Source organism: Immundisolibacter sp. (assembly GCF_041601295.1).
Taxonomy (GTDB): Bacteria; Pseudomonadota; Gammaproteobacteria; order Immundisolibacterales; family Immundisolibacteraceae; genus Immundisolibacter.
In genome coordinates this window covers 1-17,023 of sequence record NZ_JBFIII010000062.1, presented here as the reverse complement: position 1 = coordinate 17,023, position 17,023 = coordinate 1, and the positions used below count along the sequence as shown (strand labels likewise).

Sequence of the window (17,023 nt, the reverse complement as noted above, 5' to 3'; positions counted from 1 at the left end):
CTCGTGCAGGCTGCGGGCGATACCCGCAATCCGCACCAGCAAGGCTCTTTTGAGCAGCATGTCGGCTCGACTGCGAAACGGCTGTCGACCCCAGCTCAGGCTCAGCTCCTCCAGGGTGATCGTATCGGGCAGTGCCTCGGTCAAAATAAACGACTGTCGTCGCAGGGGATTCAGTCCACGTTCGCCCTCCCCTGCCAGAGATACGGTGGGCACCCCCAGCGCCTGCAAGCGACGAATACCCCGCGCCTCGGTATCGGCACCCAGCACCGGCCAGCGAAGTTGCGACAGATTCTTGGCAACTTCACGCAAGCTGACGCCGAAATGGCGCTTCAAGAAGTATTCACGACCGCCAATCGTGACGCGCAGGGTCTCCCGCTCCTTGACCCGTCGCTGCACCACCCCGGGCAACACCATCAGCGCGTCGAAGGCGGCTGGTGGCAGCGCCGACGAAACCTGCGGTACCAATGTGATCCGCATCAGGCGTACATCGCCAGCAGCCGCGTTTCGATCACTTCGGCAGCGGTCTGGCCAAGGCTGTACAAGTCCGCGGTCTGGCCATAGGCGATACCGGCTTCACGCCACCGCGCGCGTTCCGGCGAGACAAGCATCCGCGATAAGTGCTGGTTCATGCCGGCCTGGCTGAACGGTTCCGGCAGTACCGTGCCACATCCGGACTGCTGGACGTGTACGCAAAATCCACAGCTGCTGGTCGTCAGTACCGGTAGACCGGCAACAATGGCCTCGACCAGTACCGAACCGGTGTTCTCGTAGTAAGCCGGGTGCAGCAACAGATCGGCGCCCTGCAGAAAGAACGGAATATCGTCCCGACCATCCAGGATGGTGAGCGCGCCGGCCACACCCAGTTTCCTCGCCAGGCGACGGAACAGCCCCGGCTTGTCACGACCGATTGCGATAAGACGGGTGCGGGCCCGCAGCATCGGCGGCAACGCCGCCAGCGCACGCAGGCTGCGGTCAAGCCCTTTCATGCGAAAGCCCGAACCGATTGTCAGCAATAAATACTCCGACTCGCCAATACCAAATTCCGCGCGCAGCGTGGCGCGCTGTTCGGGGGCCGCATCGGTTGCCCGACGATCCTGGCCAATGCCCGGTGGCAAGGCGTGAAAACGGCTCGCGGGCGTGCCGTAACTGGCTTGATACGAGCGCGCCTCGCTGTCGGATATTGCCAGAATTTCGGTATGACTCTGTGGCGAGAACACGGCCTGCTCGGCCGCAATGAAGGCCCGGTAGCGGCCCGACAACCGATGCCAGAACGGCCGCTTCGCCATGCGCGCGTGGTAGCAGGTATCGGCGGCGTAATAAAGATCCAGACCCGGCAGTTTGTTGCACCCGACCCGACCGTCGAAGCCCTGCGCGGCCAGCGCGAATGCCCGGGCAAAATTTGCGTAGCGGGTATGGTTGGTGAGTCCACGCACCGGCAACAGATGCACCGGCAAGTCCGGATCAAGGTCGCCTTGCCACTGCATGGCAAAGAACTCCACCTGGTGGCCGCGTGCCCGCAGTGCGCGTGCAATGCGCAGCGCGTTGCGCTGCATGCCACCGTATGGGAAGTACTTGAACAGACAAAAGGCGATCTTCACCCGCCCTCCCGTTGCGCGCACAGCGCCTGCCACACCGTGGCGGCGTTCATCTGGCCGAAACAGGGCGGCTGCGGGCCGTCATCAAGCGCAAAGCGACAGTCGCGGCGCAGACATGGCGCACACGCATAAACCGCCTGCAAACGCCGCTGGCGGGTGCCCCAGGTGCCGGTCAGCTCGGGATCGGTCGCGCCATACAGGGACACCGTCGGCACACCCAGCGCACTCGCCAGATGGGTGGGACCACTGTCCACGCCGACCACCCCTCGCGCGCCTGCCAGGGTCGCCGCCAGCTGCGGCAGATCGAGCGGTGCCAGCACCTTGGCATGCGGCGCGCCGACCGCCAGCGCCTGCGCCCGGCTATGCTCGGTGGCGTCACCCCACGGCAACAGCACCCGCAGGCCCGCCTGCCCGGCGTGGTCAATCAACGCGCGCCAGTGCGCTTGAGGCCACAGCTTGCTCGGCCAACTGCTGCCGTGCAGAAACACCACGTAGTCACCCTGCTGTGTCGACGCCGGCAGGCGCTCCCGGACGATGCCATAGTCCGGCGGAGTCGGTCCTGGTTGGTAACCCAGCGCGGCACCGAACAGCACGCGCAGGCGCTGCACCGCGTGCTGACGGCGATCCACCGCTACGCGGCGCTTGTAAACCAGGGCCGCCAGTCCCTCACGGGCGCTGTGCCGGTCGAAACCCACCGTGGCGCCGCGTGCCAGGAGCGTCACCGGCGCGGTCTTTAGCAGACCCTGCGCGTCCAGGACACAGTCGTAACGGCGCCCGCGCAACGCCGAACTGAACACCGACCACTCACCCGAGCGCAGTGCCGCCAGTGGCGCGCGCCGCCACCGGCGCAGCGCCAGCGGCAACACCCTGGTCACTGCCGGATGCCAGGCCGGGATGGCGGCATAGGCTTCTTCCACCACCCAGTGACACTCCAGCGCGGGCACATGCGCCTTGGCCTCGGTCAGCGCTGGCAGGGCATGCAACACGTCACCCAGGGACGAGGTCTTGACCAATAACAGCTTCACGCATCCAGCTCCGCCGCGGCGGCCAGCACCCGCTCCGGGTCAAGATCGTTCAGGCAGCGCAGGTGACCGAGCGGGCACTCGCGTTTGAAACACGGGCTGCACGACAGGGCCAGGCTCACCACCCGGGCCCGTGCCGATAACGGTGGTGTAAAACCGGGGTCCGAGGACCCGTACACCGCAACCAAGGGCCGGCCCAGCGCCGCCGCCACGTGCATCAAGCCACTGTCGTTGCTGACCACAAGATCGGCCGCGGCGATGACATCGCAAACCTCCCCAAGATCGGTGCGCCCGGCCAGATCGATACAGCCATCACCGGCAGCGGCCTTGACCTGGGCCGTGATGGACGCGTCCCTGGCCGAGCCGACCAGCCAAACCTGCCAGCCGCGCTGGCGATAATGGCGCGCCAGCGCGGCAAAATGCACAGCTGGCCAGCGCTTGGCCGGACCAAACTCGGCGCCCGGACACAACAGCAATACCGGTGCGCTGCCCGTACTGAGCCCCAAGCTCGCCAAGGTCCGCGCAACCACCACCGGGTCGGCGTTCAGCCGTGGCTGAAGCGTGCCTGGCAGCGGCGCACCGGCGCCGAGACCGAGCGCAGCAAAGCGCTGCACTGTCATTGGCAGGGCGCGCTTGTCGAGGCGCCGGGCGTCGTTCAGCAACCCGTAGCGCAGTTCCCGGACAAAACCCGTGCGCTGAGGGATGCCGGCAAAAAAAGGCAACAGCGCGGATTTCCACGAGCCTGGCAGCACGATGGCCTGCTGGTACTGGCCGCGCAATGCACGCCCCATGGCCAGGCGCTTGCCGACAGCCCATTGCCCGTGACCGATAGGCAAATCGATGGCGCGCCGCACCTGCGCCATGCGCGACAGCAGCGGCGCTGACCAGGCAGGCGCCAGCACATCGACGGCCGGGACCGGCTGGCGCGCCTTCAGGCTCGCCAACAGCGGCTCGATCATCACCATATCGCCGACCCAGGAGGGGCCGACTACCAGTACCGCGTCGTCGCTCACCTCAGCGGTGGATATTTTCAGCCTCTGGCACCAACACGTAGACCGCTCCGCAGTACGGGCATTTTTCCTCACCGCTCTCGTCGATCGGCAGAAATACCCGCGGGTGAGAGTCCCACTTCACCATGCCCGGCATCGGACACGACAGGGGTAAATCCTTGCGCGTGACCTCGTAGCGATTCTGGGTACTGGCTCTAATGTCGTGCGTCACCGCGTGTTCCTCACTGCTGGAGCCCATGCTGGAGCCCATCACACCAGGGTCAGCCAGTCGGCATGCCCGTCGTTCTCGCCGTTGACGGTGGCAAAGTAGCGCTTCTGCAGATCGCGCGTGATCGGCCCGGGCGTACCCCCGCCGATCAGGCGGTCGTCAAGCGAGCGGATCGGCGTCACCTCGGCGGCGGTACCGGTGAAGAACGCCTCGTCGGCCAGGTACACCTCGTCGCGGGTGATGCGCTTCTCGCGCACCTCCAGGCCCACTTCGCGCGCCAAGGTGATCACCGTGTCGCGGGTGATACCTTCCAGCGCCGAGGTGATGTCCGGCGTGGAAATGACGCCCTTGCGGATCACGAAAACGTTCTCACCGCTGCCCTCGGCCACGTAGCCGTCGACATCCAGCAGCAGCGCCTCGTCATAGCCACAGGCCTGCGCCTCGCGCAGCGCCAGCATGGAGTTGATGTAATTACCGGTCGCCTTGGTGCGGCACATGGTGACGTTGATGTGGTGACGCGCAAACGACGAGGTCCGCAGCCGTACCCCGCGCTCCAGCGCCTCCTCGCCCAGATAGGCGCCCCACGGCCAGGCCGCCACGATCAGGTGCACGGTCAGATTCGACGCGCTCACGCCCATGCCTTCGGAACCATAAAACGCCAGCGGGCGGATATAGCCGGCCTCCAGGCCGTTCTCGCGCAACGCCGCCAGACAGGCGTCCCTTACCTGGTCGCGGGCAAACGGAATATCCATTTGCAGGATGTGCGCCGAGGCGAACAGGCGATCGACATGTTCCTGCAGGCGAAACGCCGCCGTACCGCGCGCCGTCTTGTACGCCCGCACGCCCTCGAACACGCCCATGCCGTAGTGCAGGGAGTGGGTCAACACGTGCACCTTGGCCTCGCGCCAGGGCACCAGCTCCCCGTCGAACCAGATGACGCCATCCCGATCTTCCATGCCCATCGCCGAGGCCTCCGCGCCGTTGCACCGCTCGCCATATAAAAAGCCCGCCCGGCAAGCGCGAGCGGCGCGCAAGTTTACACGCTGAGCGGTCGTAACTGGCAGCAAACGCGCGCCAGACGCGGCACCGCGCTTTGTGCCAATATCCGGTCTCGATCATTGGCCCAATTGCTTGCGAGGACCCCATGTTTTACAAACTGGTCGCGGTAACGTTGTTCGTGTCCTTCATCGCCATGTCCACGTCCGGACTGCTGATGTTCTTCATCGAACGACCGTCTTTCACCATCCAGATGCACCCGGTGCACAAGCTGTTCGGGCTGGTCATGGTGGCGGCCATGACCGCGCACATTGCGCTCAATTTCCGGGCCTTGCGTCAGTACGTGCGCGCCCGCGCGGTGGCTCTGACCGGCGGGGCGCTGGTGGCGCTGCTGGTGGTGGTCTACGCCGTGGCCATTAACAACGCGGTACCGCCCGAAATAGCGCAACCGCTGGACGCCCTGGGCGCGCAGGCCGAGTGACCCGGCGCATGATCGCGCGCGGTTGACCTCGGTCAAGACCCGGGAACGGGCGCGCGTCACAGTCTGAAGTCCCACTTTCGGGGCAGACTGGAGAACGCGCATCGTGAAACCGAACGACATCGATCGGCTGTTCGTCGACCAGCCGGATGCCTGGCTGTTCGAGGTCAGCCGAAGCCTGTTCACGGACCAGGCACTGTTCGACCTGGAGATGAAGCACATCTTCGAGGGTACCTGGCTGTTCCTGTGTCACGAAAGCCAGGTGGCCAAACCGAACGACTTTTTCCGCACCCGCATGGGCCGCCAGCCGGTCATCGTCACGCGCGATGCCGACGGTGGCGTGCATGCCTTCCTGAATGCCTGTCCGCACCGCGGCGCGGCGCTGTGTCGCACCGCCCATGGCAACCAGAAGTACATCACCTGCCCTTACCACGGCTGGGTGTTCGACAGTGCCGGGCGCAATGTGGACATCAAGGACCTGGACACGGGCGCCTACCCGGACGCCTTCCAGCGCGCCAATCACGACCTTGCACCCGTGCCGCGCGTGGGCAGCTACAAGGGCTTCGTGTTCGCCAGCCTGAACGCCGAGGTGCCGGACCTGGAAACGCACCTGGGCAACACGCGGCCGTTCATCGACATGCTGGCCGGCATGGGACCGGACGGCGCCGAGGTACTGCGCGGTTCGTCCACCTACACCTACCGCGGCAACTGGAAGATGCAGTGCGAGAACGGCATCGACGGCTACCACTTCACCAGCGTGCACGGCAATTACGTGGGCGTGATCACGCGCCGGCTGGAAGGCGCCGACTCCGGAGGACGTCCGGACAAGGTCAAGACCGGCTTCGACAAAAACGCCCTGACCGGTCGCACTGGCTGCTACGACCTGGGCCGCGGCCACGCCATGATCTGGAGCACCTTCCCGCGGCCTGAAAACCGTCCGCTGTGGGATAGCCGGGACGAGGTCAGGGCGCGCCTGGGTGAGGTATATGCGGACTGGATGCTGCGCCGTCAGCGCAACCTGCTGATTTATCCCAACGTGAACCTGATGGAGCAGGCCTCGTCGCAGATTCGCGTGTTCCAGCCGATCGCGCCCGACCTGACACAGGTGCAGATTTACTGCATCGCGCCCAAGGGCGAGGACCGCGTCGCACGCGAGCGGCGGATCCGTCAGTACGAGGATTTCTTCAATGCCACCGGCATGGCGACGCCGGACGACCTGTCCGAATTCGAGGCCTGCCAGGACGGCTTCCAGGCCCGCTATGTGGCCTGGCAGCAGGGCTATGACCGGGGCATGACGCGCATGATCCGAGGCGCCGATGACCTGGCCCAGCAGCTGGGAATCAACCCGGAATCAAGCGGCCCGCATGTGATGGACGAGACGCTGTACTACGGCCAATACCGGGAGTGGCGGCGCCTGATCAGCTGCGGCGTGCGTTAAGGCGCACGCCCCAGGACTCGCCGTCGCCTCCCTGAAGGCTGCCTGAAATTCCGCGTACACAAAAACCCGGCCAGTTTCCCCGTGCGGGGCAACTGGCCGGTTTAGGGGCGTACCGATAGCTCAGGCGGCCGGCTGTTCCAGGCTGTAGTCCGGCACTTCGATCTCCACGTCACCCTCCAGCAACTTGGTCACGCACGACAGGCGCGCGTTGTCGGGCGCACCTTCGACGGCCAGGGTACGCAACTCGCTGGGGAATGCCGGACTCAGGTGCTCCATGCCGGACCGGATAAGGACGATATCCGAGCCACAATTACCCAGGCCGCACGACGTATGTATGCGAATGCCGGCCCGGCCCCTGATGAGGCCGAGCAGACTCGATCCGGGCATCACCTTGCGCCATGGTCCGTTGTTGATGCGGATGCGCGCCATCGGCGCTACCAGCGACCCACCATGTCGAGCACACCGACGCCAACGGAATCGGACACCAGTCTGGCCGCGGCAATGCAGGCATGCTGCGTGTTCAGATCATCCGCCCCGACGTATTTGTCGAGCACACGCAGGCCATCGTTACCGTGCTCCATCTCGACCTCGCCTCCGTGAATTCGGAACCACTCGGCGTCTTCTTCCGACACGCCATAGTGTTGAACGGCAGCCCTGCCAAGGCCACCGAACACCGCCGGGGTGACGGTTTCGACGCCGACCGCGGTAGCCGCCATGCCCTCGATCCATGGCCGGTGAAACACGTAGCCCTCGATCGTCATGCGCAGCATGTGAACGTAGGGGTCAAAGTCGAACGACACCCAGTCCGGCCCCTCAAGAATGGCGTCACCCGGCCCACCCAGCGCGTTCACCGCCTGCGCCAGCAGGAACGGATGGTCGCGCTCGATGTAGGCGTTCTCCAACAAGGCAGCCTTGATCACGTGGTCATTCTTCGGGCAACGGGCGGCCAGCGCCGACACGTACTCCGGAAAGGCGGTAATCACCCAGCACAGGTTCGCCATCATGCGCGCGAATTTTTCTTTCGGCAGGCGCCCGGCTTCGATGGCTTTGAGCACCGGGTGATTCACCGCTTTGCCGGTCAGCGGTTCCAGCACGTCCTGCTTGAGGTGACGTAACCAGTCGCCTTTGACGTCAATGAGATAGTGGGTGTGCAGTTCTTTCGCAACAGTAGCCATGGGGATTCCTCGTGGTGGTTCCGGCGCCGACTTCGGCGAACCGAACGTCAAGTTTCAAACCATTGGCCTGCAGCGAAATCAGTCCCAATCCCGCCCAGGCTCGCCCTCCATGGGCCGCAGCCTCCGCGTCATGCCAAGTTTCCATTGGCACGGGACTGTTAAACAACTGTTCGGTCGGCGTGTCAAGTCGCCGCAGCGCTATCGTTGATCCGGATACGCGCCATCGGCGCTACCAGCGACCCACGGCGTCGAACAGGCCAACGCCGATGCCGTCCGATACCAGCCTTGCGGCGGCAATGCAGGCCGCCTGGGTGTCAAGGTCATCGTCGGCAACGTACTTGTCCAGCACGCGCAGACCTTCGTTGCCGTGCTCCATCTCCACCTCGCCGCTGTGGATGTGGAACCACTCGGCGTCGTCCTCGGTCAGGCCGTAGTGCTTGATCGCCGCCGCCCCAATGCGCCCGAACACCGCCGGCACCACGCTCTCGACGCCGACCGCCGTGGCCGCCATGCCCTCGATCCACGGCCGGTGAAACACGTAGCCCTCAATCGTCATGCGCAGCATGTGAACGTAGGGGTCAAAGTCGAAGGATACCCAGTCCGGCCCATCCAGGATGGCGTCACCCGGTCCACCCAGCGCGGTCACCGCCTGCGCCAGCAGAAACGGATGATCGCGCTCGATGTAGGCGTTCTCCAGCAGCGCCGCCTTGACCATATGGTCATTCTTCGGGCAACGGGCGGCCAGCGCCGACACGTACTCTGGAAACCCTGTGATCACCCAGCACAGGTTGGCCATCATGCGGGTGAACTTCTCCTTCGGCAGCCGGCCGGACTCAATATCCCGCAGGACCGGGTGCGCCAGCGCCTTGGCCGCCAGCGGTTCGAGCACGTCATCCTTGAGGTGACGCAGCCAGTCACCTTTCACGTCGACCAGATAAGCGGTGTGAATGTCGTGTGCGGCAGTAGCCATGGGGTTTCCCTCCGATTGTGGCGTGAGCACCAATTACGTAATCGTTTGACTCAGGCGGCGCCGGCCTTGGCAGCGGCCTCCTCCTCGTGCGCCACCATGTCCAGGTCCATGCCGAAACCACCCTCGTGCATTTCGTGGCCCCAGATGTCGGCTGAGTAATACTCCTGCTGGCTCGGCGCGGTACGCGCACCCCAGCCAAGTTCGGACAACCAGCCGGACGGGTTGCCGCAGTAGAAAGTCACAGCCTGGTCGTTGGAATGCTTGCCGATGTCGATGGCCACCGGCAGCTTGCGTTCGCGCACCGCGTGATAGGCAACACCCAGGTCGTTCAGATCGGTGTACTCCAGCATCAGGTGGTTGATACGCTTCGGGCTTGGGCCGCCCAGGAAGGCTACCGAGTGCTGGCGCTCGTTGCAGTGCATGAAGGTCGGCATGACCACCGAGCCGTCCGGGCCACGCAGCTTGTACTCCACCGAGCCGCGCATGCCGAACACCTTGCTATAGAAGTCGTAAGCCGCCTTGACGTCGTTCTGGCGCAGGATGCAGTGCCCGATGCCCTGGTCGCCGGTCACGAAGCGGCCGAACATCGGCCGGCCGGGGTGGAACGGCCGGAAGGTCATCACTTCCGGGCCGTAGAAAACCTCGGTCGGGTTGCCGCCCGGATCGGTCAACTTCAGTAGACCCAGCACCCGCCGCTCGTCGCACTCGGCGCTGCTGGCAAAGCGGTACGGCACCTTGGCGGCTTCCAGCTGCACGGCCATTTCTTCCAGCTCGTCCGGGCCGGGCACGCGCCAGCCGATGTAGGCCAGGTCGTCCTCCTTGCTCGTGTGCAGCACAAAGCGGTGGTGCCAGTCATCCAGGCGCAGGTACTTGCGGTCGCCCTCGCCGGTTTCGTGCAGTTCCATGCCGACGACCTGGGTGGCAAACGACTCCCAGGCCGCCATGTCGGTGACGTTGAAGCCCATGTAACCGAGTTCGGTAACCTTGACCATAGCGATCTCTCCACAGTGACGGGCACTCGCCGCGACCACAGCGGTGCCGGCGTGGATCCCATTACGCCACGCGGGCAGAGGCTGGACTTGATCCAGGTCAGGGCCACGCATGAGCCGCGCCGCTGTACCCGCCGGGCGGGCTTCGCTTATGCTGCCAAGCCGACCGCCGACCGCAGGGCCGGCATGGTCATCCAACCGCACTCACAAGGAGAAACCCGCCCATGAGCGAGCCGCTGGTCACTTACGCCCGCGACGGCCACGTTGCCATCATCAGCATGAACCGTCCTGAGGCCATGAACGCCATGAGCGTGGCCATGCTCACCGACCTCACCGATGCCGTGAAGCGCTACGCCGCAGACGACGAAGCCTGGGTTGCCATCCTGCGCGGCGAGGGCCGGGCGTTTTGCACCGGCGGAGACCTGAAGGAAGCGCTGGAACTGATCGGCGACCAGCCGGCCAACTTCTACACCATGCCCCGCCAGGGCCTGGAAGCATTCGCCCTGGTGCGCGCCACGCCCAAGCCGATGATTGCCGCCGTGCACGGCTACTGCATGGCCGGTGGCCTGTTGCTGGCGAACGCCTGCGACCTGATCGTGTCCGGCGAGTCGTGCAAGTTCGGCATCCCGGAAACCTCGGTCGGCATGCCGACCATGGGCTATCTGGACCTGTGGAAATTCATGGGACCGCGCGTGTTCATGGAAAAAGTACTGACCGCCGAGCCGTTCGGCGCCGCCGAGGCCAAGGCCTGTGGCCTGGTCAACCGCGTGGTGGCGGACGATCAGGTGCAGGCCGAGACCCTTAAACTGGCGCAGAAAATCGCCAGCAACTCGCCCCGCTCGGTGGCCGCCCACACCCAGGCCGTGCGCCTGTCGGTGAAATACAACCGCGAGGTGCTGGAGGAATTCCAGCGCCAGATATGGGACCCGGTCGTATTCGGGCAGGACATCCAGGAGGGCCTGGCCTCGTTCGGTCAGCGCCGCAAACCGGAATGGAAGAACCGATAGATGCCTTAATCAGTCCATCCTGGACTGCTCAGACCACGGCACATCCCTGTACCGCGGGCACACTGAGCCCGTGTAGGTCGGGTTAGGCCGCCAGGGCGCAACCCGACACCCCGCCTAACGAGGAGGCAGCCCCATGCTCGAACTGGCCGAACCCGAACACATCCGCCTGCTGCGCGATACCTTGCGCCGCTTCGTGGATAAGGAAATGCCGCGCGAGGCCGCCGCCCGCTGGGACCGTGAGGACGTATTCCCGCGCGACGTGTTCGACAAGCTGGCCGAGCTGGGCGTGTGCGGCCTGACGGTGCCGGAGGAATACGGCGGCGCCGGCGTGGACATCCCGGCCTGTATGGCGGTGATCGAGGAACTGTCGCGTCGCTCGCTGGCGGTGTCGGTGCCGTACATCATGTGTACCTGCTACGCCGGCATGAACATCACCGAAGTCGGCTCCGAGGCGCAAAAACGCGAGCTGCTGCCAAAGATCGCCGAGGGCAAGCTGATCTTCGCCTACGGCCTCACGGAACCTGACATCGGCTCGGATCTGGGCAGCGTCAAGACCACCGCCGTGCGCGATGGCGATGAACTCATCATCAACGGCGCCAAGCGTTTTTGCTCCGGCGCCGACGAGGCCGACTACATCTACGCCCTGGTCTGCTCCGACCGCGCCGGGCCACGCTATCAAAACCTGTCGTTCGTACTCATCCCGCCGACCGCGCCGGGCGTCAGCGTCACGGCGTTTGAATGCATGGGTGTGCGCGGCATCCACACTACCGACGTCAATCTCGACAACGTGCGCCTGCCGCTGGCCAACCTGGTCGGTGGCGAGGCAGCCTGGAATCGCGGCTGGGACATGCTGGCCGGACCGGGCCTGGACGTGGAAAAAATCGAAGTCGCGGCGATCGCGCTCGGCATCGCCTGGGCGGCGACGGAAGACGCCTGGAACTATGCCCAGGAACGCAAACAGTTCGGCAAGGCCATCGGCAACTACCAGTCCATCCGCCACATGCTGGCCGACATGCAGGCCAAGCTGTACACCGCCCGCACGCTGGTCTACCAGGTCGCCGGCAAACTGGACGGCGAGGGCCGCCACGGCGTTGAAACCGCCATCGCCAAACTGATGGCCACCGAGTACTGCACCGAGATCACACTGGCCGCCCAGAAAGTCATGGGCGCCTACGGCTACGCCAGCGAATTCCCCATGGAGCGCTACGTTCGCGACTCGCTGGCACTGCCGATCTTTGGTGGCTCGTCGGCGATTCAGAGAAACAACATCGTTAACTGGATGGGGCTGCCGAAGTAGTGGCGATTCGACTGAGGAAGCGCTGACCAAAATCATCCGGGATTTCTCAGTGCTTCCCCAGCCGGCGAGGGTCGCCTTTTACCGACGCCTGCTGTGCCCGGCATCCAAGACTCCGGAGACCCGCTTGAGCCCTGACTATCCAAGGGAACTGACCCGGCGCAGCGTTCTCACCGGCATAGTCATCGGCGCGCTGCTGACGCCATGCAATGTGTACAGTGGCCTCAAGATCGGCTGGTCGTTCAACATGTCGATTGCCGCGGCCCTGCTCAGCTATGCGTTCTGGCGCATGGCCGAGGATCTGTTCGGTGCGCCGCGCTGGGGGCTGCTGGAAAATAATATCAACCAGACCACGGCGTCGGCGTCGGCATCAATCATCTCCAGCGGTCTGGTGGCGCCGATCCCGGCCCTGGCGCTGCTGACCGGCCGGCAGCCTGGCTGGAACACGCTATGGCTATGGGTCCTGGCGGTGAGCACGCTGGGTGTCGTCGTGGCCATCGTCATGCGGCGGCCGATGATCGAGCGCCAGGGATTGATGTTTCCGGCCGGGGTCGCCACTGCGGAAACGGTGCGTGAGATCTATGGCCGCAGCGCCGAGGCACTGGCGCGGGTACGCATGCTGTTTGGCGCCGCGGGACTGGCTGGCGGGCTCAAGCTGATTGGCGATTTCTGGCTGAGCTGGTCGCGCTGGTCGCCGCCGCTGGCCTTACCGGCCCGCGGCGCCCTGGGCACGGGCGGGATCAGCGCCGGTAATCTGGGTCTGTCTCTGGATCCATCACTTTTGATGATTGGCTTTGGCGCCATTATTGGTACGCGGGCCGGTATCTCGCTATTGCTGGGGGCCTGCGTTGCCTGGGTCGGCCTCGGCCCCTGGGCGTTGGCGCAGGGCTGGGCACAGGCCGGCGCAGCGGACTCGGCCTGGTTCGGTCCTCTGGTGGAGTGGTTGATCTGGCCTGGCGTCACGCTGATGACCGCGGCCTCCCTGACCAGCTTCGCCCTGACCGTGATCCGACTGCGCCGCAAGGGTCCTCGGGCAACTGCGCATCTCACCACGCCGGCGCTGCCAATCCCGGTGCGCGCATTTGTGCTCGGCGCCCTGGCCGCGGTGTCCCTGGTGGTCTGGTTGCAACATGCCTTGTTCGATATTGGCTGGGGTGCAGCCCTCGCCGCGGTTGTGCTCAGTCTGGCGCTGGCTGTTGTGGCCTCGCGGGTGGTCGGTGAGACCGGCATTCCGCCGATCGGCGCCATCGGCAAAGTGGCGCAGCTGGGGGACGACTGCCGGCGCGGTCGGATTGCGCAGCAGGTAGCGGCGCACCACCGGATCGGTCGCGTGGACGCTGACGTACAGCGGCGAGAGCCGGTACTCGATGATGCGCTCGACGTCCTTGTCCTTCAGGTTGGTCAGCGTGGCGAAGTTGCCGTACCGGAACGAGAGCCGGTAGTCGTCATCCCGGATGTACAGCACCTCGCGGAGGCCGGGAGGCAGGCCGTCCACGAAGCAGAAGTCGCAGCGGTTCGCGCAGCGGCGGATGCGGGGCGGCGCCAGCACGACGCCGAGCGGATCCTCCAGGGACCGCTCGATGTCGTATTCCACCTCGTCGCCCTCCGGCTGGCGAACCAGCAGCGTGAAGGCCTCGTCGGCAGTCAGGAACTCCCAGTCGAGGAAGTCGTCCAGCAACCGCCCGTTGACCGACACGAGCTCGGTCCCGGCCCGGAGCCCGAGCTCCGCGCCGATCGACTCCGGATGGACGGCGGCTACCTTGATCATGGTCCCCACGGGCGACAAAAAAGGGAGGCCCAGACACCGGCCCCCCACCGGAAAAGCGCCCAAAATATGGCCTTGGGGCCGCGCCGTTTCAAGCCGATTCGCCGGACCGACGGTGCCAGAGGAGCTCCGCCGCGAGCAGCGCGCTGCCGGCGCCCCCCCGGATCGTGTTGTGGGCCAGGACCACACAGCGAATGTCCAGCAGCGGGTCCGCCCGCACCCGCCCCACCACCGTCGTCATCCCGCTCCCCGCCCCCCGGTCTCGCCGGGGCTGCGGACGGTCCGCTTCCGGGCGGACCGCGAGCACCACTCCCGGGCACGAGGGAAGGCCCCGGACCTCCTCCGGCGGACGATAGGATGCCAGGAAGCGCGACGCCTCCCCGACTTCGGCCGCCCGCTCGCATTCGATGGACAGGCAGGCCACGTGGCCCTCGGTCACGGCCACCCGGGCGGCGTGCGCGGTGATCCGCACCTCCGCGGGCTCGACCCGGGCCCCGGACAGCCGCCCGAGGATCTTGCGCGGCTCGCTCTCGAGCTTCTCCTCCTCCCCGGCGATGTACGGGATCACGTTGTCGAGCAGGTCGAGCGCGGGCACGCCCGGATAGCCCGCTCCGGTCACCGCCTGCAGCGTGGCCAGGAACACCCGGCGCAGGCCGAACGCGTCCTGGAGCGGCTTCAGCACCACCGTGGGGCCGACCACCGCGCAGTTGGGGATGGTCACCAGGGCGCCGGTCCAGCCGCGGCGCTTCCGCTGCTCGCCCAGGAGGTCGAGGTGATCGGGGTTGACGTCGGCGAGCACCAGCGGCACGTCGGCCTCCGCCCGATGGGCGGAGGAGAGGGAGACCACGGTGTGGCCGGCCGCCGCCAGCTCCGGCTCGAGCGAGGCCGCCGCCGAGTCGGAGAGCGCGGAGAAGACGATCGACGCATCCTCCCCGCCCAGGTGCTCCCGCAGGCGGAGCGTGCGGGCGTACGCAGGCATGGGCTCGGCCAGCGCCCAGCGGCAGGCGTCGCCATAGGCCTTGCCCACCAGGTGGTCGGGGCCGGTCACCGCCGCGACGGTGAACCAGGGGTGTCCCGCGAGCAAATGGACGAGCCGCTGGCCGCTCACGCTGGTAGCGCCGAGGATCGCGATGGTCGCCCGGGTCATGGTCGGGTCGGTGTGGAGGAATGGCCGGGGGGGGGCCGGCAGAAGGTCGTTCCTCCCGGCGGCGACGTCAATCCCTCCTCACTCGTGCCGGATCGCGTCGATCGGAGACAGCCGAGCGGCGCGAAGGGCCGGGTAGAGGCCGAAGGCCAGGCCGGTCGCCGCGGCGGCCAGCACCGCGACCGCCACCGTGCTCCAGGAGAAGTCGGCATACACCGTCGCGTCCGTCCGGGCGCGCATCATCGCGGTCACGGCGTAGGCCCCGCTCATGCCCAACACGACCCCGATCGCGCTCCCCGCCCCCGCCACGGTCACGGACTCGGCCAGGAACTGGGTCAGGAGATCGCGACGGCGCGCGCCGATCGCCCGCCGCACCCCGATCTCGCGGGTCCGCTCGATCACCGAGGCGAGCAGCACATTCATGATCCCGATCCCGCCGACCAGGAGGGAGATCCCGGTGATGGCACCCATGAACAGCTTGAACACCAGGATGCCCTCCCCCAGCCGAGCGACATCCCGGTCCCGCGTGAAGATCTCCACCGAGTCCGCCCACCCCTCGTACCGGCTCGCCAGCCACGCCTCGGCCCGCTGGCGCACCAGCGGCACCTCCTCGACGCGGGCGGCCTTCAGCCGGAGCACCGGCGGAGGCCCGTCCTCCCCCGCGGCTCCCAGCGGCACGAACAGCGTGGGCTCGGTATTGCCCTCTCGTGGCGCGAGCACCCCCACCACCCGATAGCGGCGCCCCAGGACCTCGATCCACTCGCCCAGGAGCCCCTCCGGCGATCCCCCACGGGCGAGGGTGTCCGCCAGCGGATGGGACAACACCGCCACGCCGGCATCGGGGCCCGCGGCGGCCTCGGCCTGCGAGATGAAGCGGCCCGCCACGAACTGGAATCGGAGATACTCGGCGGTACCTTCCAGGGTCTCCACCAGCCGGGCTCCCCGTGGCTCACCGCTCGGGACGCGGACGGCGGCGGGGCGAGTGGCGAGGAGCGAGACCTCCACGACGCCGGGCAGCGCTCGCGCGGCACCGGCCTCCGCCACCCCGAACCGCGGATACTCGGCCCGGGGCACGCGTTGCCCGTCGAGCTCCGTCGTGGTGCGCGGCGCCACGACGATGGTCTGCAGGCTGCTCTCCTTCTCGATCTAGCGACGCGCGTACTGCTCCACTCCGTCCCCGACCGCCAGCACCGCCACCAGGGAAGCGACGCCGATGATGATGCCGAGGGTGGCGAGGATGGTTCGAAGCGGGTTGGCCAGCAGGCTGTGCAGCCCGACGGTGACGGCGAACGCAGACCCGAGCACGGCATGCCCTTGGATGGAGGAGCGCGGCGTGGATGTTCTACGGGCGGGGCCGAGCCGGGTTTCAGCTCAGGTGGCCTGCGGGCCGCTCGCTTGGCGGGCCACCTCGCGCAGGGCGTACCGGAGCGCCTGGCCGAGGAGCGAGGGGGGATACCGCTGGAGGAACTCCTCCGGCGGGTCCACATACAGCCAGAACACCTCGCGACACTGCTCGTCGGTGAGGTCGTCGATCCAGTCCGTCCCCGGCTCGTCGGGAGACGGGGGCGGCGGCGAGGAGGGGGAAAGCGGCACGGCGCGTCGCCTCCGGAGGGGTCGGCGGTTCATGGGCGGGCCAGGCCGATCAATCTGGCCCCTTGCCCCGACCGGGGCAAAGGGCGTGGCCCGAGCCGCCTCCGAGCCATGTGCGGCATAGCCGCACACGTGGGCCTGGGCGGGAGCGCGGCCGCCATACGGGCGACGCGCCGTGCCCTGGCCGCCCTGGCGCATCGCGGGCCGGACGACGGCGGGCTCCTCGCCGACTGGCCCGCCGAGGGGCTCGCCGCCTCCTGGGACCGGGAAGGCCGGGCCCTGTCCACCGCGATGGCCCCTGCCCTCGAGGGCGGGCGCGGAGGCGCGGTCCTCGGCTGCCAT

Annotated in this window: 17 protein-coding genes and 3 pseudogenes; 5 read left to right on the top strand and 15 right to left on the bottom strand. The window is 66.7% G+C overall.

All coding sequences use genetic code 11. The annotated features are described in order from the left end of the window. From ABZF37_RS09400 to ABZF37_RS09375, 6 genes are all read right to left on the bottom strand, one after another. Positions 1–477, bottom strand: a 477-nt coding sequence (locus ABZF37_RS09400; protein ID WP_372719208.1) for a lipopolysaccharide kinase InaA family protein, incomplete at its 3' end; no start/stop codon positions are given. Then, positions 477–1,598, bottom strand: a complete 1,122-nt coding sequence (locus ABZF37_RS09395) for a glycosyltransferase family 4 protein (protein WP_372719206.1) — start codon at positions 1,596–1,598, stop codon at positions 477–479. The genes ABZF37_RS09400 and ABZF37_RS09395, both read right to left, overlap by 1 nt. After that, positions 1,595–2,620, bottom strand: coding sequence for a lipopolysaccharide heptosyltransferase I (waaC, locus tag ABZF37_RS09390; RefSeq protein WP_372719204.1), 1,026 nt, complete (start codon positions 2,618–2,620; stop codon positions 1,595–1,597). Before waaC ends, ABZF37_RS09395 begins: the two co-directional genes overlap by 4 nt. Continuing rightward, positions 2,617–3,630 carry a lipopolysaccharide heptosyltransferase II gene (gene waaF / locus ABZF37_RS09385; protein ID WP_372719202.1) on the bottom strand — a complete coding sequence of 338 codons (1,014 nt, stop codon included), beginning with the start codon at positions 3,628–3,630 and terminating at the stop codon, positions 2,617–2,619. Before waaF ends, waaC begins: the two co-directional genes overlap by 4 nt. A gap of 1 nt (position 3,631) precedes the next feature. After that, complete coding sequence (locus ABZF37_RS09380) at positions 3,632–3,865, bottom strand: zinc-finger domain-containing protein (protein WP_372719200.1); 234 nt, start codon at positions 3,863–3,865, stop codon at positions 3,632–3,634. A gap of 11 nt (positions 3,866–3,876) precedes the next feature. After that, on the bottom strand, positions 3,877–4,797 hold the full coding sequence (locus tag ABZF37_RS09375) for a branched-chain amino acid transaminase (RefSeq protein ID WP_372719198.1): 921 nt from the start codon (positions 4,795–4,797) through the stop codon (positions 3,877–3,879). Between the two features lie 182 nt (positions 4,798–4,979). Here ABZF37_RS09375 and ABZF37_RS09370 point away from each other — a divergent pair, with 182 nt between their 5' ends. Both ABZF37_RS09370 and ABZF37_RS09365 read left to right on the top strand, forming a co-directional pair. Then, the gene (locus ABZF37_RS09370; protein ID WP_372719196.1) at positions 4,980–5,312 is read left to right on the top strand and encodes a DUF4405 domain-containing protein; all 333 of its coding nucleotides are present in this window, start codon (positions 4,980–4,982) and stop codon (positions 5,310–5,312) included. A gap of 103 nt (positions 5,313–5,415) precedes the next feature. Next, on the top strand, positions 5,416–6,747 hold the full coding sequence (locus tag ABZF37_RS09365) for a Rieske 2Fe-2S domain-containing protein (RefSeq protein WP_372719194.1): 1,332 nt from the start codon (positions 5,416–5,418) through the stop codon (positions 6,745–6,747). A 120-nt stretch (positions 6,748–6,867) separates the two neighbouring features. On the opposite strand, the gene ABZF37_RS09360 is transcribed toward ABZF37_RS09365, so the two are convergent. From ABZF37_RS09360 to bphC, 4 genes are all read right to left on the bottom strand, one after another. Beyond that, positions 6,868–7,176, bottom strand: coding sequence for a 2Fe-2S iron-sulfur cluster-binding protein (locus ABZF37_RS09360; protein WP_372719192.1), 309 nt, complete (start codon positions 7,174–7,176; stop codon positions 6,868–6,870). Between the two features lie 5 nt (positions 7,177–7,181). Beyond that, on the bottom strand, positions 7,182–7,922 hold the full coding sequence (locus tag ABZF37_RS09355) for a TenA family transcriptional regulator (RefSeq protein ID WP_372719190.1): 741 nt from the start codon (positions 7,920–7,922) through the stop codon (positions 7,182–7,184). 229 nt (positions 7,923–8,151) lie between these two features. Continuing rightward, complete coding sequence (locus ABZF37_RS09350) at positions 8,152–8,892, bottom strand: TenA family transcriptional regulator (RefSeq protein WP_372719188.1); 741 nt, start codon at positions 8,890–8,892, stop codon at positions 8,152–8,154. 50 nt (positions 8,893–8,942) lie between these two features. After that, positions 8,943–9,884, bottom strand: a complete 942-nt coding sequence (gene bphC / locus ABZF37_RS09345) for a biphenyl-2,3-diol 1,2-dioxygenase (protein WP_372719186.1) — start codon at positions 9,882–9,884, stop codon at positions 8,943–8,945. Between the two features lie 221 nt (positions 9,885–10,105). Between bphC and ABZF37_RS09340 the strand changes: the two genes are divergently transcribed. The 3 genes and pseudogenes from ABZF37_RS09340 to ABZF37_RS09330 all read left to right on the top strand — a co-directional run. Beyond that, positions 10,106–10,888 carry an enoyl-CoA hydratase/isomerase family protein gene (locus ABZF37_RS09340; protein WP_372719184.1) on the top strand — a complete coding sequence of 261 codons (783 nt, stop codon included), beginning with the start codon at positions 10,106–10,108 and terminating at the stop codon, positions 10,886–10,888. Between the two features lie 133 nt (positions 10,889–11,021). Further along, complete coding sequence (locus ABZF37_RS09335) at positions 11,022–12,185, top strand: acyl-CoA dehydrogenase family protein (protein WP_372719182.1); 1,164 nt, start codon at positions 11,022–11,024, stop codon at positions 12,183–12,185. Beyond that, positions 12,127–13,389 (top strand): annotated as a pseudogene (locus ABZF37_RS09330) (OPT/YSL family transporter); the annotation flags it as partial. The gene ABZF37_RS09335 and the pseudogene ABZF37_RS09330, both read left to right, overlap by 59 nt. A 99-nt stretch (positions 13,390–13,488) precedes the next feature. Here ABZF37_RS09330 and ABZF37_RS09325 read toward each other — a convergent pair. The 5 genes and pseudogenes from ABZF37_RS09325 to ABZF37_RS09305 form a co-directional block, all read right to left on the bottom strand. Continuing rightward, a pseudogene (locus ABZF37_RS09325) lies at positions 13,489–13,950 on the bottom strand (PDZ domain-containing protein); the annotation flags it as partial. Between the two features lie 88 nt (positions 13,951–14,038). Continuing rightward, positions 14,039–15,094, bottom strand: a complete 1,056-nt coding sequence (gene asd / locus ABZF37_RS09320) for an aspartate-semialdehyde dehydrogenase (RefSeq protein ID WP_372719180.1) — start codon at positions 15,092–15,094, stop codon at positions 14,039–14,041. Between the two features lie 78 nt (positions 15,095–15,172). Continuing rightward, complete coding sequence (locus tag ABZF37_RS09315) at positions 15,173–15,514, bottom strand: ABC transporter permease (protein ID WP_372719210.1); 342 nt, start codon at positions 15,512–15,514, stop codon at positions 15,173–15,175. A gap of 237 nt (positions 15,515–15,751) precedes the next feature. After that, positions 15,752–16,396, bottom strand: a pseudogene (locus ABZF37_RS09310) (ABC transporter permease); the annotation flags it as partial. A 66-nt stretch (positions 16,397–16,462) separates the two neighbouring features. Beyond that, positions 16,463–16,684, bottom strand: coding sequence for a hypothetical protein (locus tag ABZF37_RS09305; RefSeq protein ID WP_372719178.1), 222 nt, complete (start codon positions 16,682–16,684; stop codon positions 16,463–16,465). Positions 16,685–17,023 lie beyond the last annotated feature (339 nt).